General features: G+C 56.0%; 25 protein-coding genes. 13 read left to right on the forward strand and 12 right to left on the reverse strand.

Features of this window, described 5'->3' with window-relative positions; all coding sequences use genetic code 11:
* Nucleotides 1–123: 123 nt before the first annotated feature.
* From ACPLPM_RS16345 to ACPLPM_RS16355, 3 genes are all read left to right on the forward strand, one after another.
* On the forward strand, nucleotides 124–873 hold the full coding sequence (locus tag ACPLPM_RS16345; protein ID WP_424357830.1) for a DUF128 domain-containing protein: 750 nt from the start codon (nucleotides 124–126) through the stop codon (nucleotides 871–873).
* A gap of 193 nt (nucleotides 874–1066) precedes the next feature.
* Nucleotides 1067–2221 carry a deoxyhypusine synthase gene (locus ACPLPM_RS16350; protein ID WP_424360003.1) on the forward strand — a complete coding sequence of 385 codons (1155 nt, stop codon included), beginning with the start codon at nucleotides 1067–1069 and terminating at the stop codon, nucleotides 2219–2221.
* Between the two features lie 14 nt (nucleotides 2222–2235).
* The gene (locus tag ACPLPM_RS16355) at nucleotides 2236–2739 is read left to right on the forward strand and encodes a deoxycytidylate deaminase (RefSeq protein WP_424357831.1); all 504 of its coding nucleotides are present in this window, start codon (nucleotides 2236–2238) and stop codon (nucleotides 2737–2739) included.
* Nucleotides 2740–2783: 44 nt separating this feature from the next.
* Here the strand turns inward: ACPLPM_RS16355 and ACPLPM_RS16360 are convergent, their stop codons facing one another.
* On the reverse strand, nucleotides 2784–3338 hold the full coding sequence (locus tag ACPLPM_RS16360) for a flavodoxin domain-containing protein (protein WP_424357832.1): 555 nt from the start codon (nucleotides 3336–3338) through the stop codon (nucleotides 2784–2786).
* 175 nt (nucleotides 3339–3513) lie between these two features.
* Here ACPLPM_RS16360 and ACPLPM_RS16365 point away from each other — a divergent pair, with 175 nt between their 5' ends.
* The 4 genes from ACPLPM_RS16365 (at nucleotide 3514) to sppA (ending at nucleotide 6494) form a co-directional block, all read left to right on the forward strand.
* Nucleotides 3514–3987: a type IV pilin gene (locus tag ACPLPM_RS16365; protein WP_424357833.1), complete on the forward strand. Its 474-nt coding sequence runs from the start codon at nucleotides 3514–3516 to the stop codon at nucleotides 3985–3987.
* Nucleotides 3988–3992: 5 nt separating this feature from the next.
* The gene (locus tag ACPLPM_RS16370) at nucleotides 3993–4619 is read left to right on the forward strand and encodes a PA14 domain-containing protein (protein ID WP_424357834.1); all 627 of its coding nucleotides are present in this window, start codon (nucleotides 3993–3995) and stop codon (nucleotides 4617–4619) included.
* Nucleotides 4620–4688: 69 nt separating this feature from the next.
* The gene (locus ACPLPM_RS16375; RefSeq protein WP_424357835.1) at nucleotides 4689–5069 is read left to right on the forward strand and encodes a hypothetical protein; all 381 of its coding nucleotides are present in this window, start codon (nucleotides 4689–4691) and stop codon (nucleotides 5067–5069) included.
* A 468-nt stretch (nucleotides 5070–5537) separates the two neighbouring features.
* A complete protein-coding gene (sppA, locus tag ACPLPM_RS16380; RefSeq protein WP_424357836.1) occupies nucleotides 5538–6494 on the forward strand; it encodes a signal peptide peptidase SppA in 957 nt (318 codons plus the stop codon).
* Nucleotides 6495–6983: 489 nt separating this feature from the next.
* Here sppA and ACPLPM_RS16385 read toward each other — a convergent pair whose 3' ends face one another.
* Nucleotides 6984–8084, reverse strand: coding sequence for a TIGR04013 family B12-binding domain/radical SAM domain-containing protein (locus ACPLPM_RS16385; protein ID WP_424357837.1), 1101 nt, complete (start codon nucleotides 8082–8084; stop codon nucleotides 6984–6986).
* Between the two features lie 125 nt (nucleotides 8085–8209).
* On the opposite strand from ACPLPM_RS16385, the gene ACPLPM_RS16390 reads away from it, so the two are divergent.
* From ACPLPM_RS16390 to ACPLPM_RS16400, 3 genes are all read left to right on the forward strand, one after another.
* The gene (locus tag ACPLPM_RS16390) at nucleotides 8210–8458 is read left to right on the forward strand and encodes a hypothetical protein (RefSeq protein ID WP_424357838.1); all 249 of its coding nucleotides are present in this window, start codon (nucleotides 8210–8212) and stop codon (nucleotides 8456–8458) included.
* A gap of 13 nt (nucleotides 8459–8471) precedes the next feature.
* On the forward strand, nucleotides 8472–9548 hold the full coding sequence (locus tag ACPLPM_RS16395; RefSeq protein WP_424357839.1) for a hypothetical protein: 1077 nt from the start codon (nucleotides 8472–8474) through the stop codon (nucleotides 9546–9548).
* Nucleotides 9549–9779: 231 nt separating this feature from the next.
* On the forward strand, nucleotides 9780–11879 hold the full coding sequence (locus tag ACPLPM_RS16400) for a sodium-translocating pyrophosphatase (protein ID WP_424357840.1): 2100 nt from the start codon (nucleotides 9780–9782) through the stop codon (nucleotides 11877–11879).
* Between the two features lie 866 nt (nucleotides 11880–12745).
* On the opposite strand, the gene ACPLPM_RS16405 is transcribed toward ACPLPM_RS16400, so the two are convergent.
* The 3 genes from ACPLPM_RS16405 to ACPLPM_RS16415 form a co-directional block, all read right to left on the reverse strand.
* Nucleotides 12746–13870 (reverse strand): aldo/keto reductase, encoded by a 1125-nt coding sequence (locus ACPLPM_RS16405; RefSeq protein ID WP_424357841.1) that lies wholly within the window; start codon nucleotides 13868–13870, stop codon nucleotides 12746–12748.
* 80 nt (nucleotides 13871–13950) lie between these two features.
* Nucleotides 13951–14139 carry a 4-oxalocrotonate tautomerase DmpI gene (dmpI, locus tag ACPLPM_RS16410; protein WP_424357842.1) on the reverse strand — a complete coding sequence of 63 codons (189 nt, stop codon included), beginning with the start codon at nucleotides 14137–14139 and terminating at the stop codon, nucleotides 13951–13953.
* A 112-nt stretch (nucleotides 14140–14251) separates the two neighbouring features.
* Nucleotides 14252–15016, reverse strand: a complete 765-nt coding sequence (locus ACPLPM_RS16415; protein WP_424357843.1) for a ZIP family metal transporter — start codon at nucleotides 15014–15016, stop codon at nucleotides 14252–14254.
* Between the two features lie 167 nt (nucleotides 15017–15183).
* On the opposite strand from ACPLPM_RS16415, the gene ACPLPM_RS16420 reads away from it, so the two are divergent.
* Nucleotides 15184–15672: a carboxypeptidase-like regulatory domain-containing protein gene (locus ACPLPM_RS16420; RefSeq protein WP_424357844.1), complete on the forward strand. Its 489-nt coding sequence runs from the start codon at nucleotides 15184–15186 to the stop codon at nucleotides 15670–15672.
* Nucleotides 15673–15824: 152 nt separating this feature from the next.
* Here the strand turns inward: ACPLPM_RS16420 and ACPLPM_RS16425 are convergent, their stop codons facing one another.
* A complete protein-coding gene (locus ACPLPM_RS16425; protein WP_424357845.1) occupies nucleotides 15825–16718 on the reverse strand; it encodes a radical SAM protein in 894 nt (297 codons plus the stop codon).
* Nucleotides 16719–17369: 651 nt separating this feature from the next.
* On the opposite strand from ACPLPM_RS16425, the gene ACPLPM_RS16430 reads away from it, so the two are divergent.
* The gene (locus ACPLPM_RS16430; RefSeq protein WP_424357846.1) at nucleotides 17370–18695 is read left to right on the forward strand and encodes a hypothetical protein; all 1326 of its coding nucleotides are present in this window, start codon (nucleotides 17370–17372) and stop codon (nucleotides 18693–18695) included.
* Between the two features lie 6 nt (nucleotides 18696–18701).
* On the opposite strand, the gene ACPLPM_RS16435 is transcribed toward ACPLPM_RS16430, so the two are convergent.
* From ACPLPM_RS16435 to ACPLPM_RS16460, 6 genes are read right to left on the reverse strand one after another with little or no spacing between them, the layout of a single operon-like run.
* Nucleotides 18702–19262, reverse strand: a complete 561-nt coding sequence (locus ACPLPM_RS16435; protein ID WP_424357848.1) for a sarcinarray family MAST domain-containing protein — start codon at nucleotides 19260–19262, stop codon at nucleotides 18702–18704.
* Nucleotides 19253–22426, reverse strand: coding sequence for a DUF7286 family protein (locus ACPLPM_RS16440; RefSeq protein WP_424357849.1), 3174 nt, complete (start codon nucleotides 22424–22426; stop codon nucleotides 19253–19255). Before ACPLPM_RS16440 ends, ACPLPM_RS16435 begins: the two co-directional genes overlap by 10 nt.
* Nucleotides 22423–23514: a DUF7284 family protein gene (locus ACPLPM_RS16445; protein ID WP_424357851.1), complete on the reverse strand. Its 1092-nt coding sequence runs from the start codon at nucleotides 23512–23514 to the stop codon at nucleotides 22423–22425. Before ACPLPM_RS16445 ends, ACPLPM_RS16440 begins: the two co-directional genes overlap by 4 nt.
* Entirely contained in the window at nucleotides 23511–23969 is a 459-nt protein-coding gene (locus tag ACPLPM_RS16450) for a hypothetical protein (protein ID WP_424357853.1), read from the reverse strand. The genes ACPLPM_RS16445 and ACPLPM_RS16450 overlap by 4 nt, the downstream gene beginning before the upstream one ends.
* Entirely contained in the window at nucleotides 23947–24546 is a 600-nt protein-coding gene (locus ACPLPM_RS16455; protein ID WP_424357854.1) for a hypothetical protein, read from the reverse strand. The genes ACPLPM_RS16450 and ACPLPM_RS16455 overlap by 23 nt, the downstream gene beginning before the upstream one ends.
* A complete protein-coding gene (locus tag ACPLPM_RS16460; protein WP_424357855.1) occupies nucleotides 24543–25031 on the reverse strand; it encodes a hypothetical protein in 489 nt (162 codons plus the stop codon). Before ACPLPM_RS16460 ends, ACPLPM_RS16455 begins: the two co-directional genes overlap by 4 nt.
* Nucleotides 25032–25083: 52 nt before the next feature.
* Between ACPLPM_RS16460 and ACPLPM_RS16465 the strand changes: the two genes are divergently transcribed.
* A complete protein-coding gene (locus ACPLPM_RS16465; RefSeq protein ID WP_424357856.1) occupies nucleotides 25084–25593 on the forward strand; it encodes a hypothetical protein in 510 nt (169 codons plus the stop codon).
* Nucleotides 25594–25720: the final 127 nt, after the last annotated feature.

The raw sequence follows: 25720 nt of genomic DNA on the forward strand, positions 1-25720 counted from the left end.
GGGTATTATGGCAGGGTTTCGGGCCCTGCCGGAGAAGAACAGGCCATATGCCATCCTGCCCGGTTTTCCGCCGGCGAATCCAAAAATAGATAACCAATAGAATCCAAGCTTTTTGAGATTCCCATGTTAGGTCAAGAAGAAGAGATGATGTTCACCAACGCCCGGATTGAGTCGATCATGTACCAGGTGACCTTCAACCCCAAGACCAGAGAAGGCGACATCGTAGTCAACGTGTCCCTGGTCGACAAGAAGGACCTGGAAGAAACTCTGGAGATCTTCCGCCAGGTCATGTACAGCGGCCTGTCCGTCTGCTCATACGTGAAGCTGTTCGACGAGGGGGACGTCTACTCCGGGCTGACGATCCCCGCCGGCAAAACGGGCATCGCCACGGCGTGCAGCATCACCATCGACGGCGTGCTGCTGAAGTCCGGCATCCCCGTAAGGCCCATCTTCGGAGGCATCGTGCAGGTGAAGGACAGGGTCCCGGTCAGGTTCACGGACAGCATCAGGTACGAATGCACGACCATCGACCCGCTCGAAGTCCTGATGTCCCAGGACCTCACCTCGGTCAGGGAAATGACCAAGACGGGATCTGGCAAAATCCTCGCCAACCTCAGGGAAGTCCCGATGGCTGCCAAGGACGAGATCGATCGCGTCATCAACCGCCTGCTGACGGCCGGCTTCTACGGCATCCTCGAAGTCGGCGAGCCGAACTCACCCGTGCTGGGCGCAGAAGTCAGCAGAGATCACATGGGCATCATCATCACCGGCGGCACCAACCCGATGTGCGCCGCCCAGGAAGCGGGCATACCCATCATCACCAAGGCCATCAAAGGCGTGTTGGACTTCCATGAGATGAAAAAGTTAGTCTGAGCGACCTGATCTGAAGAGAGGAGCCGGGGGCATAATAGAGGCAGGTTATGCCCAGAGTAAGGACATTGCCACCCGGGCCCAATCACTGTGAGGCGTCACAGATTTCATCTTTTTAACAGAAAATCGGCAGACATCGCCCTTTAAAAAGCTTTATATCCTAAAACAAGTTTTGTATCTGAAAGAGGGTAGCGAAGTGGCAAAGAGCAAGTTTCTTCAAAAGCCGACTGTGCCGGTCAAGGTCACAGATAAGACTGTTGCAGATCTGACTGACGCTATGGCCATGACAGGCTTCCAGGGCAGGAAGCTGGGCGAGTCCGTCAACACCTGGGCCGACATGCTCAAGCAGAACAACCTGACGATCATGATGGGATACACCGGAGCTATGTCCCCAGCGGGCATGCGCAAGATCATCTCCTTCATGATCCAGAACCGCATGATCGACTGTTTGGTATCTACGGGCGCCAACATGTTCCACGACATCTTCGAGTCCGTCGGCGGGCACCACTACGTCGGCAGCCACGTAGCCAACGACGAGGCGCTCTTCAAGGACGGTGTGGACAGGATCTACGACGTCTTTGCCGTAGAGCAGGAGTTCAGAGGCGCGGACGAGATGGTCATGGAGTTCGCAAAGAAGCACCTGGAAGCCGGCAAGTCCTACTCCTCGAGAGAGTTCCTGTACCTCCTGGGCAAGTACATCACCGAGAGGGGCTGTGACCCGGACGGCATTGTCGCCAGCGCCTACAGGTACAACGTGCCCATCTTTGTGCCCGCGCTCTGCGACAGTTCCATCGGCATCGCGCTCATGGTCGCCAGGCGTGACGGCCACGTGATCAACATCGACCAGATGAAGGACGTCGACGAGATCACCGAGATCGTAGAGAACACCAAGAAGACCGGCGTCATCTACATCGGCGGAGGCGTGCCCAAGAACTTCATCCAGCAGACCGAAGTCATCATGTCTATGCTCGAGCTGCCCATCGAAGGCCACAGCTACGCCATCCAGTACACCGCAGATGCCCCCCACTGGGGCGGCCTGTCCGGCTGCACCTTTGAAGAAGCGGTCAGCTGGGGTAAGATTGCGGCAGTTGCACCCAAGGTGCAGGTCTTCGTAGACGCGACCATCGCCTTACCCGTCGTCTCCCACGCCCTGAGAGAGAAGACCAAGGACTACATCGGGAAGAGAAAGGCTCCGCAGTACGACTGGTCGGGCAAGAAGCTGAAGGTCAAGTTCGAGCCGACTAAGGCTCCGGCCGTAAAGGCTCCGGCAGCGAAGAAGGCGCCCGCCAAGAAAGCGGCGCCCGCCAAAGCCGTCGCAAAGAAGACCGCGGCTAAGAAATCTAAAAAATAAGTGAGTGACCCCGTATGAGCCGGCCATCCAAAGACGAATATTTCATGGAGATCGCCCAGGTAGTCTCTAAAAGGTCTACCTGCCTTCGCTTACATGTAGGCGCAGTCATCGTGAAAAACGGCCAGATCATCTCTACGGGGTACAATGGCGCCCCTCACGGCTTCGAGCACTGCCTGGACATAGGCTGCATCAGGGAAAACCAGAACATCGCCCACGGCACCCGGCACGAGCTGTGCCGGGCGGTGCACGCCGAACAGAACGCCATCATCCAGGCGGCCATCCACGGTGTTTCCATAGAAGGCGCAACTGTATACTGCACCCATCAGCCGTGCATCCTCTGTACCAAGATGCTCATCAACGGTAAAATCAAGAGAGTCGTCTTCCTGAACGAGTACCCGGACAAGTCCTCGCTCGATTTCCTGAAACACGCCGGTGTCGAGGTCGTCCGCATGCCCGGCGGCAAGGATGAGCTGCAGCCGGAGCAGGTCCCCTTAGAGCAAAAGCAGTCCAGCGTCTGAAGTAGCCGGATTAGATCAGCGGTAGAGCAATCCGCTAAAAATTTTTAATATTCCTTCTGCTGCGGCGGCATCGTTTCCGGCGGCTTTGTCAGCAGCTCGTACAGCTTTTTACCCCAGTCTACCGCATCGTCCCGGTTGGTGAAGTTGACCTCTTTCATCCGGAAGCCTTTCAGGAAGTACCTGATGCGCAGCGAGATCCGGTCCAGCTCGGTCATCTCCTTCAGGTCGACCTTCCCCAGAAACGCCCGGGAAGCGATGACAGTACCTTTCGTGTGATCAAACAGCCGCTTCAGTTCCTTTTGCCCGGCATAGCGCTTGGCCCGCTCGGGCGTCATGTCGTACGGCACGCTCACAGTAAACAGAGCCAGTTTGCGGTTCAGGAGCACGTCCCGGTACTTGTCCAGAAAGTCGACGATCCTCGGCGAGGGCATATCGTTGTAGATGGGAGTTCCGACGACGACCAGATCGTAGTCAAGGCCCTCCACGTCATCCACGTGCCGGATGTCCGCGTCGTTAATCCCTTCCGCTATCCAGTTAGCGATCTGCTCTGTAGCACCATACTTAGTATCGTACACAACAAGCGCTCTCTTGCCAGCCATGGCTACTCCCTCGCATCAGTCCAATAACTATCGGACCGGCGGAATGATGTATTATCTCGCCATTTTGGGCGGTGCAAGGATTACAGACCGCCAGGACTAGAAAAGCTTTATATTCCATAATATGCAAATAACTAATTTGCATAAATTTGTATATTAGCTATTGAGGTCCATATACATGCCAATAACATCGATACTAAAAGATGACTCTGGCGTTGAAAACGCCGTCTACGGCATCCTGATGATCGCCATCGTAGTCATGGTAGCGCTACTGATAGGCTCGCTCGTTCTGTCCCAGGGCGGACAGGTACAGGTACTGGCCAGCTCACCCAAAGCCAGCCTTACCGGAGTCATGTCCGGCGGCACAGCCCCTTCCATGCTGATCAACCACGAGTCGGGCGACCCCCTCCAGGTCAGCCAGATCCTGCTGAACGTCTACGACGACGATGGCGTGCTGATCGGATCCACCCAGGTATCCTCCGTCTCGCCGGCGGTCACCCCGGCGCAGCTAAGCCCCGGCATGCAGACTTCGGCGATACCGCTGTCCCTGAACCCCGGCGGGACGATCGATACCGGCTCGAGATACACGGTCAAAGTGGTCAGCAGCCAGTCCAAACAACAGATAGGCAGCATCGTGCTCGTGGCACGGTAATGGCGATGGATGAAGCACGTTCGACAAGGATAGCGAACGATGAGGGCATATCCGACGCGTTCTTCACCGTGATGTCCATCGGCATCGTGGTGGTGGCAGGCATCCTGATCGCCAGCATAGTAATTACCTATGCAGGCAGCCAGGGCAAAGCTGCATCAGACCGGCTGGAGGGACTGCAGGAGCCTGGCATGGAGCGGGGAGTCAGCGCGCTCTACTACACGATCGACCCATCTACATCAGACCTGTCATCGGCCGATCCTAACAAGATACCGCCTGACAGCTACGTATCACGCCGAACTGATTCTACGATTTCGACAGACAGGTCAAGCCTACCCGGGGAAGCGCCGGCTACAAACGGAATGGTCATCTGGACTGGATACGTCATAATACCCTCAGAAGGAGACTATACCTTCACCCTCGACAGCGCCGGCGGCTCATGGCTGTGGATCGACGGCAGGCTGATAGCGGATAACCACGGCAACCACCCCAGATCATCGGTGAGCAGCACCCCCGTGCACCTTTCAGCAGGGCAACACAGAATCAAGGCGAGGTACTACTATACTAACGAGCCCTTCTGCAGAGTCACCTGCAGCCAGGATGGCAGAATTGTGGAACTCCGGTACTGCCACTAATTACCTTCAACGGGCTTCCGATGCATTTAAATGCTTTTAGCTGATGATATGATCAGAACTGGTGTTCATATGAGCAATGTCCCACCGTCACCCCTGGCAGAGATATTCGGCAGCAATTCCTCGGCAGAGCTGATCGTATTTCTTGTGTACAACCACGGGAGCGATTTCACCCTCAAGGACATGGCGGACAGGACTAAGATCACCAAAGCTAAAATTTCGAAGATGAAAGAAGGCCTGCTGAAGTACAGCGTGATCCAGGAAACCCGCAAGGTCGGCAAGAACAGCTACTACAAGTTCGACCGCAACAGCAAGTTCGGCAAACTCCTGTACGACTTCGTCTTCGCGGCCGGAGCCCCCGAGCGGGCAGCAGCCCAGGCGGCCGCATCTGCCACCCCCCTGCCCAGAAACAAGGGCAAAGACGACGGCATGGGCAAGATCATCATCGCTTAACTTTTTTGAGTTTTTAGTCTTACGTAGCAACAATACCAACGCTGCGCTGTGCTGGCTTCGGATTACCATGGTATCACATACCATGTTGTCCCTGTGCTCGTGAACGATGACGAACGCTGCGCTGTGACCGACTGGAAGCAGTCCCTTGTATACAGGATCACAGATTGTTACAGATTGCGCAGATTTCACAGATTCTAATGGATGATAAAAATTGAATGATTCGCTGTATTCATCTTATCTAATATAGTCGTCTGTGTAATCCGTGCAATCCGTTGTAATCTGTGATCTGGCACAGCGCAGCGTTCCTGTTGCTGTCTCACGCCACATGAGCAATCAGAAATGCACAGCGCAGCGTTCGTTTTCCTTCCGGGCCCATAGCATTGAAGTCTCAAACCAGGAATTAGCCAGTAGATAGAAAATATATATCCCCCCATACCCATCATCTATAAGCTATAAACTGGTGTCAGCATGGATGGAAACAAGCCCGGGCTTCTAAACCCGATCACAGCTATCTTCGTAATCTTGATCGTTATCATGGGGCTCGTCCTCATAGTGGAATCCGTATTCATCATCAGCCAGGCTGACGTGTTTTCGGGCATGTTCTCGGATATCGCCCCGGTTTCTGCCAATAAAGTAGCCGTCATCTACGTCGAGGGCGAGCTGATCACCGACAACGTCCCGGACGGCCTGGGCTATGCCAGCTCTAACTCCATCGTCAAGCACCTCCGGGAGGCCGAGGAAGACAAGAGCATAAAGGCCATTGTGCTCAGGGTCAATTCCCCGGGTGGCACTCCGGTCGCCGCCCAGGAGATTTTTAGCCAGGTCAATAAGACCAGCCAGGTTAAGCCGGTCGTCGTCTCGATGGGAGATATAGCGACATCTGCCGCCTACTACATATCAGCCCCCTGCACCAGAATCGTGGCCAACCCCGACACATTTACCGGCAGCATCGGCGTCATCTGGACTTTCGAGAACAGGAGCGGCCTCTACGAGAAAGAGGGCATCCAGTACTACGTGGCGAAATCCGGCCCGTACAAGGATGTGGGGGCGGACTGGAGAGGCCTGAACGATAACGAGAAGGCGTATGTCAACACCATCATCAACCAGTCATACAGCCGGTTCGTGGACGCCGTCGCCAGCGGCCGCCACATGGACAGGGCAGAAGTACAGCGGCTCGCCGACGGCAGGGTCTACACAGGCTACGAAGCCAGAGACCTCGGCCTGGTAGACGATATGGGCAGCATGTACGACGCCATAGACATCGCCGCCCAGCTCGGCAACATCTCCGGCAAGCCCGAAGTCACGTACGTCAACGACCCTTCGCTCTACGAGCTGCTGTTCGGCAGCGAGGCGATGAGCAACGCGACCATGAGAGAAGGGTACTACCAGCCCTACTACTCACCCTACGGGCGCATCCATGCCTGATTTTGAGTTATAGCGCGGCCCCCATAACAAAAACTATAAAAACCGGTTCTAACCACGGTGACACGGCTCTTTATCCTGGCAACTGGAAATCAAATATTAGAACCACGGCGGCACGGCGACACCAAGACATTCGTGAACCGGTATAAGTGAACTCCTTTTCAGTCCACGGCGACACCAAGACAGAGCATTAACCATAAGCTTATTATCCAATCATTTCAGCCCGACTTTCGATCGATAGCCTGAAGAAAGGAAAACATATTTGTCTCCGTGCGGTCAGCCCGCCGTGCCGCCGTGGATCTAAAAAGAGAGCCTTGCTATTCGAGTACAGGTTTTCGCCGTGCCGCCGTGCCGCCGTGGTTTAAATAACCATCCAGCCATCGTTTCTCGCATTGTCCCCGTGCCGCCGTGCCGCCGTGGTTAGAACCTCTGGGCCCCAGTTGTCAGGATAAAGAACAGCGCCGCCGTGGTGATAATCCTACTATCAGCTATTCAGATCTTTTTGGGCGACCACGATCCTGTCAACCTGCCGCCCAGAGCTAGTTTCCCGAGGAGCCGGTCTATCTCGGGGTCGACGGGGGCTGGTGTGGTGCCTGCGAGCTCGGTGCCCGGTAGCGGTAAGAAGTAGTGGGCCCGGATTTTGCCGCCTTCTTTGAGGATGGCCCGGATGTTTTCCAGCGTGGCGGCCTGGTCTTCCTTGTTCTCGCCTGGGAGGCCGAAGATGAAATCCACGACGGGAGTCAGGCCGGAGTCTTTGATGATGCGGGCGGCGGTGACTACCTGTTCGGCGGTGTGTCCGCGGTGGATGGCTTTTAAAACTCGATCGCTGCCGGACTGCCCGCCGAGGTGGAGCTCTTTGTTGGCGCAGTAAGTCGTGACCAGGCTGACCATTCCGGGAGTGACGAACTCGGGCCGGACTTCGGAGGGGAAGGTGCCGAAGTAGATGTTGCCGGACAAGTTCTTCAGCAGCTTTTCCACTGCCTCCGGGTTAGGCCTGATGCCGTCGGAGCCGTAGGCGAACGCGTTGGGGGATACCAGCCGCTTGTCCTCGTAATGCTTGTCATATTTACAGATCGACTCTACGCTGCGGTGGCGCATGCGGTGGCCGAACAGCCGGGGGGTCTGGCAGTAGGCGCAGTTCCATGGGCAGCCCCGGGAGATTTCAATCGGGCCGTAGAGGGGCGGCTTGAACGGCGGAAATGCGTCGAGGTCAACGTCGTCCCTTTTGCCGGTATAGCAGTACTCTCCGTCCTGTACGTAGGCGATTCCCCGGACCTTCGAAACGTCGCCGCCGGCCTGAATTGTGCTGAGCAGCTCGGGCAACGTGGCTTCGCCTTCCCCGATGACGACAAAGTCGAAGTGCTGTAATACTTCTTTCGGGCAGCCGCTGGGATGAGGCCCTCCCGCCACGAAAATTGAGTTAGTGGTGGCCGAATCAACTTCCCGGTAAATCTCTGGTGCCTGCAGAGAGGCGAAGCTATAGAGCATGATACCGTCTTCAGGCTTTTTAACCAGGCGGTGGTCCCCGAGAACCGGAGCAAGTGCCGCGATGCTGTAGCGGTTTTTCGGGCTCCAGCGGAAGTTGATTTGCATCGCAGCCCAGTTCGCTCTAATATAATTAAACTTTATGGGAGGCCTGCGGCCAGGAGAGTGGCAGCGGGAACAACGAAAGTATCATAAATCATTACAATCTATTAATGATAGGTTAGGTTGTCGAAATGGATTTAGCTGCGTTGCTGATCTACTTTGTGATCCTGGTGCAGGTGGTACTTGTGGTCACTACTTTTTACCTGTACATGGGCAACCGTCTGCGCTTGTTCCTATACCTGGGACTGGGCTTTCTCGCCCTGCTGATCATCAGTGTACTGCAGGTCATAGTGCCCGGCACCGATGCCGGGCTGTACACGAACCTGCTCACGGCTGGCGCTGGGCTGTTCTTCCTGGCGGGCATCCTGTCAGCCGTCTGAGAGGGAGACTAACATGCTTATACCGTCCGTGAAAGTGGTGTTCGAAGGGCCTTCGGGCGAGTACTATGCCAGGCTGAAGACCATCGCCGCAGCCCGTATGACAGGCTGCGCCAGGCTGGTCTTCTCCGACTTCGAGGGCACTTTGTTTTACCGGGAGGGCAGGACGGTCACGGCGCTCCAGGAGAGCGGCATGTGGATGGCGCTCGGCCCCGAGATGATCTCCCCGCTGGAGAACAAGGCAGTGGCGACGAAAGGCACGATGGCCATATACGAGCTGACGCCGGCAATGCTCAACCTGTTCGAGGGCAGAAAAATCGGCACAGTAGTCGAGACTGATCTAGGTGCAATGATCAATGCCGGAATGCTCATAGACAACCTGCATAATTCTGCCAGTACCTGCATCCTGAAGGTCAGGGGACAGACGTGGACAGGCTACATATTCATGGCTTCCGGCAAAACTGCCGGGGCATCGTACGTGTCGGAGAACGATCGCCACTACGGAGACAAAGCGATAGACGCGATCAAGAAGGCGACAGGAAAAGCTGCGGCGGCGATATACTTCCTGGAAGGTGGAGCACCCATCACCGAAGTGGCGCCCCCGGTGGCGGAAAAGCCAGTGGTGAAGCAGGCCGGGCCGGCAAAGCCCAGAGAAGAGGCAAAGCCAGCGGCACCAGTGAAACCTGTTGAGGCAGTGAAACCTGCAGAGGAAAAGCCTAAAGCAGTACAGGCACCGGCACCAGTATCCGCTCCGGTATCCGCACCGGCACCTGCGGCTCCGGCTGCAGCTCGCCAGGTAGAGCTGAAAGTGACGACCAGCAGCGAAGTAAACCTGGTGCACCAGTCCAGGATCGCCACCCTCGAAGAGCTCGACGCCCGTAAGATCGCCTGGGTCGACGAAGCGGTACTTAAGACGCTGCAAGTGAAAGAGGCTGACGTTGTCAGCCTGATTCTGCCCGGAGAAAAAACGGAGAAAGTGGCCGTCGCCAGGGTAGACGTTGTGCCAGGCACATCTAGTATTCTTATTCTCCCGAAAAAGCTCCGGAGAAAGCTCTCTATCAGGCCCGGCAGCACGATCGGCATAAGGGCTTAACCGCCAACCGCTATCGGTTTAGGCGTCAGGGGTATAAAGGTAAACGTTATAAACTAGCACTATTATTAGTAATACCAACCAAGCTACTAAAAAAGCAAGTACCACCGTTCAAAGGCGAGCCGCCGAAGCGGCTCATGCGGGCTTTTCCCGTCTATAACTTATTCCAGCCCGGATTTGCATGGTGGTCGATGGTCTGTATCAATCCGTATAAACACAGGAGGAAAAGCCTACATGGATTATTATACTCTATTGGCGCCAATCGCCGGCATCATTGCTCTGGCATTCGCAGGCTACCTCACCTGGTCGGTACTCAAGGAGAGCCCCGGTACCGAAAAGATGAGGCAGATTTCCGGAGCCGTGCAGGAAGGCGCTATGGCATACCTGAACAAGCAGTATACTGTGGTCGCTATCTTTGCGGTCGTCATTGCTGTCATCCTTGCAGTTGTCATTGACCCGAAGCCATGGGTGGCAGTCGGGTTCCTTATCGGAGCCGTACTGTCTGCTGCTGCCGGCTACATCGGCATGAACATCTCGGTCAGAGCGAACGTCAGGACCGCCGAAGCGGCCAAGTCCGGCATGGCCAAAGCGTTATCCGTCGCCTTCAAGGGCGGCTCGGTTACCGGCTTCGCCGTCGTGGGCCTCGCCCTGCTCGGCATCAGCGTCATGTACATCGTCGCTACCAGCCTGAACTTACCCGCTGAGAAAGTCCTGATGCCGATCGTCGGCCTGGGCTTCGGTGCCAGCCTTATCAGCCTGTTCGCCAGGGTAGGCGGCGGCATCTTCACCAAGGCAGCCGACGTAGGCGCAGACCTGGTGGGCAAAGTCGAGGCAGGCATCCCCGAGGACGACCCGAGGAACCCCGCCGTCATCGCCGACAACGTAGGCGACAACGTGGGCGACTGCGCCGGCATGGGTGCAGACCTGTTCGAGACCTACATCGTCACGGCGCTCGCAGCCATGCTGCTGGGCAACATCCCGACGATCCGGGACCCCCTCGTCGCAAGCCTCGGCCTCTCGGCCACCGCAGCGAGCAACCTGGTTATCTTCCCGCTCGTCCTGGGCGCAATGGCCATCTTCGCATCGATCATCGCCATCTTCTTCGTCCGCCTGGGCAAGGACCAGACCAAGATCATGTGGGCCCTGTACAAGGGACTGATCGCAGCCACGGTAATCTCCGCAGTGCTGTTCTTCGCGGTCAACTACGTCCTCATGGACGGCAACATCAAGCTGTACCTGGCATCCCTGGTCGGCCTCGGCGTCATGTCGGCGATGGTCATCATCACCGAGTACTACACTGCTACCACCTACCGCCCGGTCAAGGAAGTCGCCAAGGCATCCCAGACTGGCGCAGGCACCAACATCATCCAGGGCCTCGCCATGGGCCTTGAGGCAACTGCCCTGCCGGTCCTCGTGATCGTCATCGGCATCTTCCTCGCCTACCAGGTAGCAGGCGTCTACGGCATCGCAATCGCCGCAGTCGCCATGCTGTCGGTCACCGGCATCATCGTCGCAGTAGACTCTTACGGCCCGATCACGGACAACGCAGGCGGCATCGCCGAAATGGCAGACCTGCCCCCCGAAGTCCGCAAGATCACCGACGCTCTGGACGCAGTGGGCAACACCACTAAGGCCGTGACTAAAGGTTATGCGATAGGTTCTGCGGCGCTCGCCGCCCTGGCGCTGTTCGCAGCGTTCAAGGCGGACATGGTTGAAGTTCTGCACAGGCTCAACCCAACGATCCCCGTAGACCAGCTGATCAACCTGAACGTCGACAACCCGGTCGTACTGATCGGCCTGTTCATCGGCGGCGCCCTGCCGTTCCTGTTCAGCGCCTTCTGCATGCTGGCCGTCGGCCGTGCTGCCTTCAGCATCGTCAACGAAGTCCGCAGGCAGTTCAAAGAGATCCCGGGCATCATGGAAGGCACCGGCAAGCCGGAGTACGGCAAGTGCGTAGGCATCGTCACTGAGGCCGCGCTCAAGCAGATGGCCCTCCCGGCTATCCTCGCAGTCGTAGCCCCCCTCATCGTCGGCTTCCTGCTCGGCCCCGCCGCCCTCAGCGGCATGCTCCTCGGCGTAATCATCACCGGCCTGCTCCTGGCCATCCACATGACCTCGGGCGGCGCCGCGTGGGACAACGCCAAGAAGTACATCGAGATGGGCAACTACGGCGGCAAGAAGAGCGATGCTCACAAGGCTGCAGTAGTAGGCGACACCGTCGGCGACCCGTACAAGGACACCGCCGGCCCCGCCCTGAACGCGCTGATTAAGGTCATGAACACTATTTCACTGATCTTCATCGGCCTGATCGGTACCTACTATCTGTTAAGGTAAGCGTTGAATGACCTGGCATAATGCCAGGTCTTCCATCCTTTTTTTAAATGTAACAAATCATAGTACTAGTTACAAAGCACATCTCATCTCAAACAAAAAAGATTCTTGAAACTGATTATTTTAGTACTCGCACGGTTTACACGTAGTATGGGTATTCGTGAAACCTTTTGGACATTAGTCATTCAAAATGTCCCATAATGGTTGTACTCTAAAACGTTGCTTGTGAGCTCGTGGACGAACACGAACGCTGTGCTGTGCCAAGGTCACAGATTGACTTGGCTCATGAAAATCGGTTTTTCAAGTTAAGCTGATGAAAAACTTTTAGAGGCTGGGGAGTTCCGGAGAGGTCGGGCAGGATTTTCAAAGTGGGAGGTCGAGGAGGTAGGAGAGGTCAGGGAGGAGGTCAGGGAGTGTGGAAAGGATAGAGAGGATAATATTTTCAAGTTATTCCTCCCCGACCTCCCGGTACCTCTCATAACCTCTCCCTGACCTCCCAATCCTCCCCGACCTCCCACAATGAAAAGTCTCTCCTACCTTCCGGTACCTCCGGAACCTCCTCGCCTGCCCCTCAATCCTCCCGGGCCAACAATTTTTCATGGAATACAGACGCTCTCGTGGGAAAATCAATATATTATAGATTCAGGCTGTATCTGTGCAAATCTGTGCAATCCGTGCAATCTGTGATCCTGGCACAGCGCAGCGTTCAACTGCGGATCGCCTCGAGAACGCCTGCGAATGCAGGCGTTCAAAAGGCGAACATCCAAGCACAGTTACTGTCGAAAAATTTCAGGACAAACTATACTTTGAGTACTTCGTGTTAGTAGTACGTGCGCTCATAAAAAGATTTTTTGAAGAGCTATCAGGATCTAAATCCCGAAGTACCCGGCAACTTCCTTCATCTTCTCAGGTATATCCACACCCTGCGGACACTTATCTACGCACTGCCCGCAGCCGGTACACTTTGAGGCATACTCCGTATCTCCTAAAAAGAACTCGTAGCTCTTCTTAGTTTTCTGGGGCTTATCGAACATGAAGGCGCTGTTGTAGAACGAGAAGCAGTCAGGTATGGCGACGCCGTTGGGGCAGGGCATGCAGTACCGGCAGCCGGTGCAGTTTACTTTCATCTGCGCCTGCAGGAGGTCCCGGACTTTCTCGATCGTCGACCGCTCTGCGGGTGTCAGCGATGACGGGAGGCCTTTTCTCGCCGAGCGAAGATTCTCTCTTAGCTGGCTCATGCGGCTCATGCCGCTGAGGACTACGGTCACTTCCGGGTGGTCCCAGACCCAGCGCAGGCCCCATTCTGCCGGGGTGCCTTTGCCGGCTTCGGCCCACAGGGGTTCTGCAGCGGGTGTTTTTAACGCCATTGCACCGCCTCTCAGGGGCTCCATGACTGCGACGCCCAGGTTCTTTTTCGCCGCATAGCGGAGGCCTTCGGTGCCGGCCTGCAGCTGCTCGTCCAGGTAATTGTACTGTATAAGAGTCATCATCCAGTCGTACCCGTCGACTACGGACTTGAAGGTGTCCAGCTCGCCATGGAAGGAGAAGCCGGGGTAAGTTATCCTGCCGTCCTCTATGGCCGAGTCCAGAAAGCGGTCGAAGCCGAGCTTATTCATTTTAGCCCAGCTGTCCCGGTCGAGGGTGTGGATGAGGTAAAAGTCGATATGATCGGTCTGGAGTCGCTTCAGCTGCTCGTCCAGGTAATAATCCATGTCTTTCCGGGACTTGATCAGCCATGTAGGCAACTTGGTGGCCAGATTTACTTTTTCACGATAGCCGTCCTGCAGTGCCTTGCCCAGCACGGTCTCGCTTTCGCCGTCGTGGTATGGCCAGGCGGTATCGAGGTAGTTGACGCCGTGATCAATGGCGTAGCGCACCAGCTCGATCGCTTTTGCCTCGTCAACGTGGCCATCTTTAGTCATGGGGAAGCGCATGCAGCCGAACCCGAGGATGGAGAGGTCGCGGTCACACTTTGGCATCTTACGGTAAAGCATAGCATAGCACCTCTGCTGCTGTACTGGACAGATGGGAGTCAATAGCTATATACTATTTCGCGGACTAAAAAAGGCAGCATTTAGTGCTGCATTTTGGAAAGCTGGGTTCCGCCTATGCCCCAGTTATCTGCAGGCGGCTCATGGATGGCGACGATGATCGCCTGCGCCGGCAGACCGGTGATCTCGGACGCTATTCTGGTATACTCGATAATGAACCGCTCTTTCTGTTCTCTGGTAAGCGGAGTGGTTTCTATAGTGATGACTGGCATGGTAATCCTCCATTAATACATACGCCAGGTCTCATTTCATCAACCTTTTCCCCGCCCGCCACGCTTTTTCGGCCTGTCGGCCGCCAGAGTATAGCAGAAGAACTGCATACGTTCAGTGAAGACCTATCTTTAACATGATAAAGGCTGCCAAAAAACCGATTGCAGTAATCAGCCCTATGAAGGCGGAAGCCTGGTCAAATGCTTCGGGGATCATCGTCTCGGTCAGCATCGCCAGTAACCCTCCGGCGGCGAATGCGGACATGAAGGCGATCGTGTTTGCAGGGAGTCCTCCTAAAACGCCGTATCCTAAAAGTGCCGCAATGCCAGAGGCAAGCGCCAGTCCCCCCCATGCGCCGAGAACATAACGGGCAGATCGTCCCGCATCTTTCATGCCCGAGGAGCTGGAAAGCCCCTGGGGAACGTTTGCCAGGAAAAATCCTGCCAGCGTTGTGAAGTGGATCACGCCACCTCCAACCAGGCTCAATCCGATGACCAGCGACTCCGGGATGCTATCTACCAGGGCGCCTATAAACAGCGATAGTCCGCTGCCTGGATGTTGTTCCTCACCTGGCTGCTGCACACATTCCCCACAGCGCTTGCGGTGTTGTGCCCCAATCTTTGCGAGCAGCCAGTTGGCCGTACTAAAAACAACGCCACCGGCTAAAAACCCGATAGCAGTCATTTCAAATCCCGTCTGCCCGTATGCCTTCTCCACAAGATCGAAAGACAGGATCGAGATCAGGACGCCGCCGCCAAAGCCCATAATAGTGGCAATCTCGCGGTGATGGAGCTTCACAAAATAGCCGATTATTGCACCCAGGAATAGACCAAGACCAGCGACAAGGCCCCAGAATCCTGCGTCTAAGATATTTGCCAAGGTAGATCAATCATTCTATTAAAATACTGTTAATAAAAATATATATAGCCGCTTCAACCGGTTTTAACCAGAAAATCCTGCAGGTCCATACACCCTACCCTGCTATCGTAGCCCTATCTGCCCGATCTTCAGCCAGATATCGGTCTTGTCCCTCGAGCCCATACTCTATGGTGCGGGGCTGCCAGTACCAAATAGTAATTTTATCGTTCTTGCTGCTAGGTATAGCTACTCTGCCATATAGCGCAGTGGCGATTAATAATACCTTTTCAATCTATGGGACGGTCACAGAGCAAAATGGCACGCCCATCCCGGGAACGAGCATCCGGCTAATCGAATCGAGCGGCGGCCCGATATCCTTTGACGGCCCGGGATTTCAATCAACTGTTACAGATGACCAGGGCAGATTTACGTTTGTGAACGTCACGATAGAAGCAGACAGATGCTGGATTACCATCCATTATCCAGATCATAAGCAATATTTTCCGCCCGGGAACTCTATGACATCGGTGCCGGCATCAGGGGTGCAATACGTAAACGTCACAAGAATACCGATTGAGAGCGATGCACCGCCAGGATATGATACCGCGCACGGATTTGAGGCAATACTGGCAATGATATGCATAATACTTATTTGTATAGTTAGGAATAAAAAGTAATTTTTAATAACGGGTGTTAGGGGGACTTTTTGTAAAAAGTCCCCCTCGTCACCCCTCAAAAACATCGCTTTTAATGTGCCCTTCGGGCTTACTTCGGTGTCGAGACCCAGGGGGCCTTTTGAAAAAGTCCCCCGGGAGCCCCTTCAAAACTTTTAGGCGTGATAATGCTCTCCGCCCATCCGTCTCTGCGCAGGCGAGACGGACTTCTCCTGCCCGGGGACACCACACGCGTCGGCACGGCACTGTTTACAGAGACGGAACTGCGGCAGGTACTTCTCCGCGACAGCCCTGGCCTGTTCCAGGTCCGAGCACTCCGGCGCTCTCAGGTTCGCGAACTTGTAGAGCGGGATCATCGGGATGATGTTCATGAGGATGGCGCCCTTCTCGGCGGCCATCTTCGCGATAGGCTCGATCTGGTCCGCGTTGATTTCCGGCACCAGGACGGTGTTGACCTTGACGATGAGGCCGGCCTTGGCCGCCATCTCTACGCCCTTGAACTGGTTCTCGACCAGGAGCTTTGCGCCTTCCTCGCCCCGGTAGGTAGTGTTGTGGTAGCGGACCCAGGAGTAGATCTGGGCTCCGACCTTGGGGTCGAAGGCGTTGATGGTGACGGTGACGCTGTGCACGCCCGCCTCGAGGATCTCGGGGATCTTCTCCGGCAGCATTAAGCCGTTAGTGGCGATGCACTTGATGAGCTCGGGGTGCTTCTGGTGGACGAGCTTGAGCGCCTTTAAAGTTTCATCGTTGGCCAGCGCCTCTCCCGGGCCTGCCACGCCGACGACCTTGAGGTTGTCGATCTCGGTTAAGACTTTGTCGACTTTGGCGGCGGCCTCCTCGGCAGTCATGACGCCGGAAGAGACGCCTGGGCGGTGCTCACACTTGTCGATCTTGCGGTTGCAAAAGTTACACTGGATGTTACACTTGGGCGCTACCGGCAGGTGAATCCTCGCGGTGGAGAAATGCGCCTTCTCATTGAAGCACGGGTGGGCCGAGGTCATATGAGAGAACTTTGACTTGGTGCCTTCGTACATTTTAAGCTGATCCATAAAGAATAACTCCGCTCCGGAACTTGTCCGCGATATACTGCAATAACCGCACGCGAACAATAATATTAAATTGACAGTTCCCGTGCTCAGTTATATACTTTTTGAGAGGGATTGTCGGGCTTACAATATCACTTACGCCGCTTGCTGATATCTGATTGTTCATGTGGCGTGAGACATCAATACGAACGCTGCGCTGTGCCTGTCCTGATTGCTCTGATTCAGTGAGACAGCAAGACGAACGCTGCGCTGTGCCAGATCACAGATTACGACAGATAGTACAGATTGCACAGATGACTATACGAGATAAGATGAATGCTGCGAACCATTCAATTATTATCGATTAGCATCTGTGCAATCTGCGTAATCTGTAACAATCTGTGATCCTGGCACAGCGCAGCGTTCGTCCACGTTCACGAGCACAGAGACAACACTTTTAGGGCTATCAGAGAAATCAGTATCAAGCACAGCGCAGCATACAAAGTGTAAATCCACATGTTCGCAGGGCATGTATACTGGAGGTACTTGTGCAATCGATTGCAGCGTTAAAGAAACCTATATCAAGTCGAGCCATTAAATAGAGTAGAAAATGTGATGGTGGTTTGGGGTATGAAACACCTATCTACGCTTATCATAACACTTATTGTATTGTTTATGTCCCTGGCGCCAGCTACGGTGTGCGCCCAGGAAATCCCGGCAGTTACCTACCAGGTCGATGTCCAGCAGGTTCTGGTAAATTACGGCCTGACGGAGAACGATAAGATTATCGACGTCAACTGTCCGCCGACTGTGACGTTGTATAACCCGCTGGTCATCATGGGTTCGGGGGCAGATGTGCTCGAGAAGCAGGGTTTCGCCCTGTACACGAGCAACAACCCGTTCGATCAGCGCACGATGCTGACCGACGACGCCAGGTCGTTCGCCGGGCAGAGCCTGGACAACTACGACTTGATCGTCGTAGGAGGCCCGGATCATAACAAGTACACGAAGGAGCTGATCGACCGTGGCATTGTCACCTACAAGCAGACCGATGAGAAATCGGGCCTTGTACTGGAAGTAGCGCAGAGCCCGGCTGGCCACACGATCTTCGTGGTCGGTGACACCGCTGGTTACCCGTACCATAAGAAAGACCTACCGTTAAACGGAATTATCCCCGAGAAGTACGCTCCGGCAGCAGCAGTCGCTACGGGTACGATCTTCGGCCTGCTCGGTATCATCCTTGGCAAGCTCTTCACCGGGTTCGGTTCGATCTGGGACAAGATCCTGAACTTTGTCATGGGCTATTTCACCACCCACGCGGGCGAGGTTGCGGCCGACAAGGAGGCCAGGGCGAGGGAGATCAAGGTGAAAAAGGGCATCATCCTGGGCATTACCGGCAAAGAGATGCTCATCGGCCTGTTCTGCGCAATGCTGTTCGCCATCGCGTTCCTGATCGCCGACCGCCTCGAGCTGCTCCCGAGCAATATACTGATCTACCTGCTGGTGGGCGGAGTAGTCTCGGTCCTCCACGACTTCGGCCACAGGCTGGTCGCCTTCATCTTCAAGGTGCCCTCGGAGTTCAAGTTCTGGGGCATAGGTACCCTGATCATGCTCGTGACCTCATGGCTGTTCGGCACGGTATTTGCGCAGCCGGGCAGGTTCCTGATCGACACGGACGAGGCAGAGGAAATTGTGGAGAAGGACACGGACGTCAAGAAGAGGCAGTCCACTGCCCGCAACCTGGCGCTGATCACGCTGGCCGGGCCAGTTATCAGCTTCGTGCTGTGCATCGCGTTCCTGCCGCTCCTGTTCTTCGGCGGCATAGCCGCAGAGATCGGCCTGCTCGGGTTCTCGATGAACTTAGTGACAGTGGTGTATAACCTGATGCCTTTCAAGCCGATGGACGGCAATACGATCTGGCACTGGAGTAAATTGCTGTGGGCTCTGCTGTTCGTGCCCGTGTTCCTGTTCTTCGTAGTGATGACTGTGTTCGTCTTCTAAGTACAGTCATCCCTTTTTTCTTTTTAGCAAAGTTATCGAAGCCAGAGTTACAAGAACGATCCATGCCGGAAGGCCTTCGGCCGACGCAGGGGCGTGCGACTTTTCAATGGTTCTGTCGGCAGGCAGTATCCGGGCATCTACAACAGTAAAATATGCCCTCGCGTACGGGCTCGTATCACCCTTGCGGTTCAACTGGCAATAAACGTTGACAGGTGCTGTGCCGTTCACCCACTGATCATTGGCGGCGAGCGTCCAGCTAAAGTGGGCAGGGCTTGACTCGTTGCACTTTTTCGTGACGGTGTCGCCGACAGCCTCGCCCGAGATGCGATCATACGCTCTCGTGTATCCTGGCTCGGTTAGGATGGCATAGGCGAAGGAGTCGCCGTCTGGAGTCATGTACAGGTCTACGGTGAAGGGCTCTCCGACGTGCAGCGAGACGTTTTCCACTGTGGCCTCCTGCCCGTTGAAGTATGCTTTGATGCTCCGGGCGTTGACCTCGTCGCAGGATACTGCGAGTATTGCGAGGAACAGCAGAAATCCGCATACTAAGCTTTTAGCTACGGCCATGTCGGAGCCTCCTCGAAGCCTTCGCTCTTCTCGTCCCACTCCCCGGCCTTGTCTCCCACGCCCTGGGGGCCGGGCGGAACGAGGATGAAGGTGCAGGTCTTGACACAGAACCGGATAGGCTCGTTTCGGCCGAGCACCGTTCCATCGGGGTCAGTCACCATCTGCCACCGCCGGGTATAGCATGGTGCCTCGTGCCCGAATACGGGGTTGGGAACCGCCTCGTTGTCCGCATCGTATACGGTGAGGTAAGGGATATCGCCCTGGACTTCGATGTACCAGACGTTCATCGTAGCCCACCAGCCATAAGGTGGCAGCAAAGGTACGCCGGAGGGTACTTTGGACATGGCCTGCCCGAGCGCTGCTTCAGTGCCTGCCTGTACTACTTTTTCCGCGGCCGCCTGGCTGAAGTCGTTGATCACGCCCTTGACCTGGCCCTTTACGCTGTCGATAACCGATCGGATAGCCTCCCGCTCTGCGTTCTGGACCTGATCTCGGACCCTCCGGGAAACATAGTCGGTATACTCGTCCACGTAGCCGTCTGCTTTCTCCTGCGCCTTCTGCCGGACGGCGTCGGCGCTATCACTGATCAGATCGTCAGCAATTTCCCGCCCCATCTCCCCGTTCTTCAGGTCTTCCACGATCAGCGTCGTATTGTTCCCCCGGCGAGCATAGGCATTATCTACCGCCCGGTCGATATCCGCCTTAGTGATGCTGTTCCCGGCCTCGGGGTCCGCATCGATCTTTTCGGCGATCTGCTCTTTCAGTTCGTCTCTGCTGCCGGCAGCGATCTGGTCAATGAGATCGCCGGTTTCTGCCACGATGGTTTCGTTGCCAGTCTCGATGGCCGAAGCTGCCATGGCGTCGACGCAGTCCAGCAGCGGGCCTGCCATCGCCTCGCTGAGCTCTTCAGTATCGAGAAAGCCTGCCGGCAGGGAAAAGAGGCAGATGTTGCGCAGCTTCAACGGCCTTGTGGTATACCCCGTTTCCGGATCCGTATACCGATCGGTATACAGGTAGTCGGGCGACTGGTCGACGGCCAGCGTCACCGATTCCTTCCAGGGATAACCCGCGGCTGCTTCGGGGCTGCTGTTCAGGGCCATAGGCAGGCCGAACTGGATGTAGAAGTTGTTGTCGAGGTAGTTTCTGGACTGCGCCGCCCCGGTCGTCAGGTTAGAGGAGTTAAGCCCGGTACCGCTCAGGCTGTTATCGATGGTACGGTTAATCTGATCCCCGGACAGGCCGGCGGCCTGGTTGAGTTGTGCCCGCACGTCTTCAAGCAGAGCCCTGCGCACGTAGAAGATGGCTTTGCTTCCGCAGGAACGGTATAGCAGCTGGTTACTCCCGTTCAGGCCGGCGATCTCGGTTGCATAGGAAGCCTGATCGAGGTAGTATGTATGCCGTTCTTCAAACTGCCTGCTCATCTCCCCGTATGCCGCAGAAGACATGGCTACCGGGGAACCGCCGTATTCCTCAGGGTCGAGGGATACGTGCACGTCTTTTCGGATATCCTGGCAAAGGTCCCTGAGCTCGTAGTCGGCCTCGATCTCCATCCAGACCGGCCTGGTATTTCCCGGCCCGCAGACTAATGAGTACCCGGGGTTGGTATATCCGACAGGCAACAGGGTATTGACATCACCCCTGCGCCTCATAGCGGCATACAGGCGCTCGTCAAAGGTGCCCTCAGCGTCGTCGAAAGAGCCTTCGTATTGCCCGATAAAGTCTTTCAGGTTGGCGTCGGTAAACGCCTTGTGCCCGAAGCTGAGGTCTCTTTTGTACAGGACCGGTGAGCAAGGATCATGTATGTCGTTGAAGGCCGGCTGCAGCAGGGGATCATCGAGGCGCTGCGCGGATTGCATGTACCTGCCCACACCGTAGAATTCGAGCGAAGAGTACCGGCTGAGGACATAGTTTACCGTCACCCGATCTGCATACGGAATGCTATTCGCATCGTGGCCATAGACCCTGAAGGTCCGGGTGAGCGGCACCTGGTGCCCTTTGCTGAACGGCTCTACCGCACGATAGACCGCAGGCTCTTCGACGATGCCGGTCCGGTTACCTTCCGTAGAATAAAAGTCTCTCTCCCGGGTCGCGTCGAGGAACATGTAGACCCGGTATGCGCCCGAGTAACACGACTCGGCATAACCGCCGAAGCTGACGTTATGGTAAGCGCGGTCGACGATTTCGTCGGAGGTGAAGTTATACCTGCGGGGAGGGGTGGATGTAGTATTGTCGGGCAGGCCCTTCTTACTCGTATTTAGAACGCTGTAGTTAGTGACAGAGGAAGGGTGAGCCTCCGCGCCCGAGCAGTGGTAGACGAGACTCGCGAGGCTGATTGGATCTACCGAGTTGAACACGTAGCCCTGCTCCATCAGGTTGGCGCCGTTGGCCATCAACGCCATGTCGCCGTTGTCCACGATGTTCAAAGGCATGCCGAACAGGTACTGGGCATAGCCCCGGGTCCAGGTGTAAGCATAGGATGCAGCAGTGATGTCGGCAAACATGGCTGTACCGTTCAGGCGTTCCGCGTACTCCTCCGTCAGGCCTTGCAGGAGCGGGTACCGGGATGTGATCAGTGCCCTGACAGTCTTCGTCTCCGAGTATGCATAATCGCTGTCCTTCTTACATACAGTCAGGCGGACGGGCACCTCGAGGACATAGTATGCCGGATAATCCTCTTTGCAGGCGAGAACCGGGTGCTCGAGGTTCCTGGCCAGTGTCATGTTACAGGGGATGATCTGGATCGCGTTATCATCGCCATCGATCCGGGCAGTAATAGTGTATTCCCCGTACTCGAAGTTGCCATCGTAATTAGACTCAAGGTATGCAGCGAGCCTGTGGTAGGTTATGCTGCGTATCCTGTCCTGGTTGATCTTATCGGGGCTGGCGCCGGGATGACCGCCGGGGCTGGCGTTGATCACAGGGGCCATGCCCACCTCTGATTCTGCGTACATGCCGGCGTAGTTCAGGGCACTGCCGATGTCCGAGAGGGCAAGTGTTATAGCAGGGCTAATGTCCCGCTCTGCATCCTGGGACACTCCGGCTGAGGCAAGCCGGGCTTCGGTACTCAGCAGGAACACTGTCACAACCGAGGATATCAGCAGCAGGAGCACTCCGATGGCCACGAAAGGCACCCGGCCCCGGTCGTCGTCGAGCACTAAAATCATCCACCCACCCACATGGACATGGTTGCCCTGGCCCTCGAAGGCTCGTACCTGCTGCGCAGCCAGGAGAGAATGCTGTGCTCTACTGCGGGGTAATCGTCCCCGTTGCGCTCGATTCGGTCGACATAGCTGGCCGCGAGAACATCCATAGATTCTCGGTTATGCATGACTACCGTCTGCAGGATGGCATCTTCCCCGAGGCCCGCCACATCGATGGTAGGTCCGCCTGCCGCCGATTCGTTTGTCGAGAAGACTTCGAGTGCAGCAGCCGGATCGATGCGTTCATCTGTCGACCTCTGTGAGCCGAGGGTGTTAGCCCAGATCTCCTGTATCTCGGCCCGGGTGGTATTAGTGAGGCAGCGCTGCAGCGACTGTCTAATATCCCCCTGTAACTTCGCTGAATCGTTATTTGACCGATATTCGGCGATGCTGCGATCGATAGCGGCGAGGTCATGCCTGTTCAGCTCCCGCAGGCTCGAGATAGTGATATCTGTGGTATAGGGCATGGTGATAAAAGTCTGCACTGACATGGCACCAGGCGGATGCGGCCTCCCTGCGGTGACGCTGCCTTCGAGAGGCACCCCGGTAAAGGGCATCCATCGTAGCGTGAACTCGTAGCCGTATCGCTCATCTACTCTGGATCTGACTATTCTGTCAACCAGCAGCTTTGTCTGATGATCGTACCCGGCGGTCAGCGGGTTCAGCCGGAGAGTATCATTGCCGTTGCGCAGCACGAACTGGCAGGCAGCGTCGTCGGCAGCCAGGTCCATGGCTGTCCGGTGTCTGCTGCCCCTCCCGAGGACAGCTCTGGTCACTTCCTGGTACAGGAAGTCGCTCGTGGAGTTGATGCCGCCGAAAGCAGCTATATCATCCGCCACATCGCCCAGGATGCGGTACTCGAAGTAGTCGACCTTTTCGGTTTCCATGGTGACGAGAGCCGCAGTTGCCAGCTCCCGCATGTTGCGGTCGGTCGAGGTGCGCTCCATGCCGTGGCCCATGATGACCGGGCTCAGGATCACGGCACAGGCTGACACCATGATCAAAAACAGCAACGCGTCCATGGCAGTAGAGTAACCACGATCGCTTCTCATGGGCACTCCCGGCAGACGACAGTCAGGAACCCGGATATAGTGCTGGCATCGTTCAGGACGACACAGACCGGGATACGGTACCTTGCCGAACGGCCGGCACCAGAAGCTCCTGCGCTCCAGTGGTATTCGCCTGCTTCTATCTCTACCGAGACCGCGCTGCCCGGATGCCCGTATCGCCCCGTCATCTCGGCCAGAGCCTTTGTGTTATCCAGCTTCTTCGCGTCAAGTAAGCCTTGGGACCCGTCCGCAGCTATGGCCGGGTCGCCGGCCATGGAAACGGCTATGGCCCGGAGATCGTCCATTTCCTGGGCATAGTAGGCTGAGGAGGAGTAGGACTGGTAGGCCGAGGTCATCAGGTAGCCGAAGAGCAGAATACCCACTGATACCAGCCCGATGGCCGGTAAGTCCGTATAGGGCTCGGTCATGCCCCGGTCATCGCTGGTAAACAAATACACAGGGAATACACTCCGTCGCCGGGCTGGAGTTCGCCCGGATATGGATAAGCAGTTTCTCGACGACCAGCGGCCGGGCGGGGTCAACCTGTACAGGGTTCCCGGCCATGTCCCGGCGGGCGACGGCCAGCAGATCGGTGACACTGCCAGCGTTACAGGCATTGACTGGCGACTGCTCTGTGCCGTAAGCCCCGCAGGAGGTGTTCAGCTGTTCCCTGAACGCAGCCGGGTTGTTCCAGGAGATGGTGCCGCATGAATACCTGCCCGGACATACCCGTACAGGAAGCGGTTTCGCAAACGACTCTCCCGACTGGTCCTCTGCGGTGACAAAGTCAGAGGATATCGAGAGGTTGATGCCACCGTAGCGGTATTGCGTGGCACGCTCATAGGGAACCGATGAGGTAGCTACCGTAACTATGTCGCCGCTGACCTCTGAAACGCAGTATTGCAGGGCGACTGACCTGTCTGCAGGCAGGGTTGACCTGAACAGCGAGAGTACTATCAGCAGCAGGATTGCGGATGCCAGCAATGCCCCAAGTCCCAGGATCAGCTCTTCGCTCCCATGATCGTCCTTGATCATGCCGCCTCCGCCTGAATACAGGCTTTGTAACTTCCGTTCACGCTGGCAGGGCGGGCTTTGATGCAGTATTGACCAGGGTAGAGAAGTACGGGAATGTCTGCCGGCCCGTCCGGTCCGTCGCATGCAAAAGGCATGTCAGCTACATAGGTTTCTGACCTGCCATCAGAATACTCGAGGAAGTACGACCGGTCCATTCGGACCAGAGTGCCATTGGCTGGCATGGCCCCGAAGGCGATCGTTCGGACTGACGCTGGTATCGACACGATCAGGGTTTTCTCAGAAGCGCCATCGAGACAGCCGCCAGCATATGCTATCCTTGAGAACTCGTAGATCCGTTCTGCCTCTGCCCGTGCCCGGTACGTAGAATAGGCTCCAGACAGGTCGGCCAGGCCTGAGGCCATGATGACTACCAGAAGCGCTGCCAGGATGACGATGACGAAGAATTTCCCGGGCAGAAAGTCCGCACCTGAGTCGTCGCTGAACATACTTATTTACATTTACACGCAAATTACTTATAGTTTACCACTTAAGTTCAATATGTTGAAAAATATGTATAAAGCCGGAGACAGAGAACAGGCAACCTCGGACCTCGATGGCAGGCTCATGGCTCTCGAGCAGAACGCCCGGGGCTTGAATGCCAGGCTGCGAGCCGTCGAAAGAAGCTTTTCCGGGGACAGGCTGCAGTTACAGAGTAGTACCTGCACGCTAGAGCCGGTATTCGATCAGCCGGCGTTCCGGGAACCCGGTATGGACGACTTTGTGCCCGCGGCAGAGATCACTATACCCTACGAGCATACCGGGGAACATGAGCTTAAGGACACCCGTCCGGAAAAGGATGAAAACCCGATCGGGACCGGCGGACGGAAACGATCGTGGCTTAACTGGCAGCCGCTGGATGTCACCGGCCTTATCGCAGGCCTGATCATGCTCCTGATCAGCATACTGCTGTACACGGGAAACGTGGAGGTGCTCAAAAACCCGGCGATGCCGTTTGTTTTCGGAGTGTTGCTGATCGGCTGTGTTTACCTGAGAAGACATTACAGGTAGAAGCAGGTTGGTTAACCTAACTGCAGGAAATATCAGGTTCTCATGCAGTCTTCGCTTCCGCACTGCGGACATCGGATAGGAAAGACACTGGGGTCTTCCTGAAACACGAACCCGCAAGTTTTACATA

Origin of the sequence: Methanocella sp. MCL-LM, assembly GCF_049676595.1 — an archaeon.
Lineage (GTDB): Archaea > Halobacteriota > Methanocellia > Methanocellales > Methanocellaceae > Methanocella_A.